The organism is Treponema endosymbiont of Eucomonympha sp., from assembly GCF_001028545.1.
Window position 1 is genome coordinate 1 of record NZ_BBPW01000303.1, and the last position, 780, is coordinate 780.

Here is a 780-nt window from a genome sequence, read left to right on the forward strand (position 1 = left end):
ACCGTCTTCCGTGCCCTCAAGCGCTGGCGGGGAATTGCTACGCGCTATGCAAAGCTCACCGCTTCCTTCATCGCCGCCATTCATGTCAGGTGTTTGTTTCTCTACCTTCCAGTCCACGCTACCTAGGAATACGAAGAGCATTGCCGGCACGTCCCGCCCCTTCTGGGCTTCGGAAAGTTTGGGATAAAGTGCCAATAGTCTTTATCAAGCGAATTGATAAAGTTTCCGCGCGCGGGCGCATAATGCAGTCCATACGGGCGTTTGACGTTCAGCCGCGTTCCGTTTTTCGTCAGAATGTCCGCTTCATCGGTGTAGTCAAGGTTAAGCCCTCTGCCTTCCCACCCGACGCCGTGCAGCAGCCTCGTGTCGAAGCGCGCCCAGCAATACTTGGGCTTGGACGTCCGGTACACCTCAGGATTTATTCCCGCCGCCTTCAGGCGTTTCTCCCAGCCGTTAATGTCGCTCTGTTACCATTCGTAAATCGTCGTTTTTCCGCCTGCGTCCGAATTGTACCTGTCGCAGTCTCCATGAATATGTTTACCGTTCTTGAAGTAGAAATCGTAGTCCCCGTCGTCGTACTTTGCACGACTAGGTTTGCGTTCCGCGCTTGTTGTCCCATTTTTTGCATTTGGCATCAGTTCCTGTCGGCAGGCGAAAAACGCGCCCGCCTCGACTCCCAAGACGCCTGCCGCTATAGCGGCGGTCAAAAGCCTTCCCGCTGCGTTCACCTTTCCCTCCACTATGGTTAAGATGTAAAAAAGCATAAAGTATGTCCGGCGC

At 54.1% G+C, this 780-nt stretch carries 2 protein-coding genes and 1 pseudogene; 1 reads left to right on the forward strand and 2 read right to left on the reverse strand.

Annotated features, from left to right (window positions below; all coding sequences use genetic code 11):
- Nucleotides 1-126: pseudogene (locus AWU74_RS10695) on the forward strand (IS5/IS1182 family transposase); the annotation flags it as partial.
- Here AWU74_RS10695 and AWU74_RS06715 read toward each other — a convergent pair.
- Both AWU74_RS06715 and AWU74_RS06720 read right to left on the reverse strand, forming a co-directional pair.
- Nucleotides 123-410, reverse strand: a complete 288-nt coding sequence (locus AWU74_RS06715; RefSeq protein WP_062328658.1) for a hypothetical protein — start codon at nucleotides 408-410, stop codon at nucleotides 123-125. The pseudogene AWU74_RS10695 and the gene AWU74_RS06715 overlap by 4 nt on opposite strands.
- Before the next feature lie 57 nt (nucleotides 411-467).
- The coding region (locus AWU74_RS06720; RefSeq protein ID WP_238580217.1) for a hypothetical protein at nucleotides 468-780 on the reverse strand (313 nt) is incomplete at its 5' end.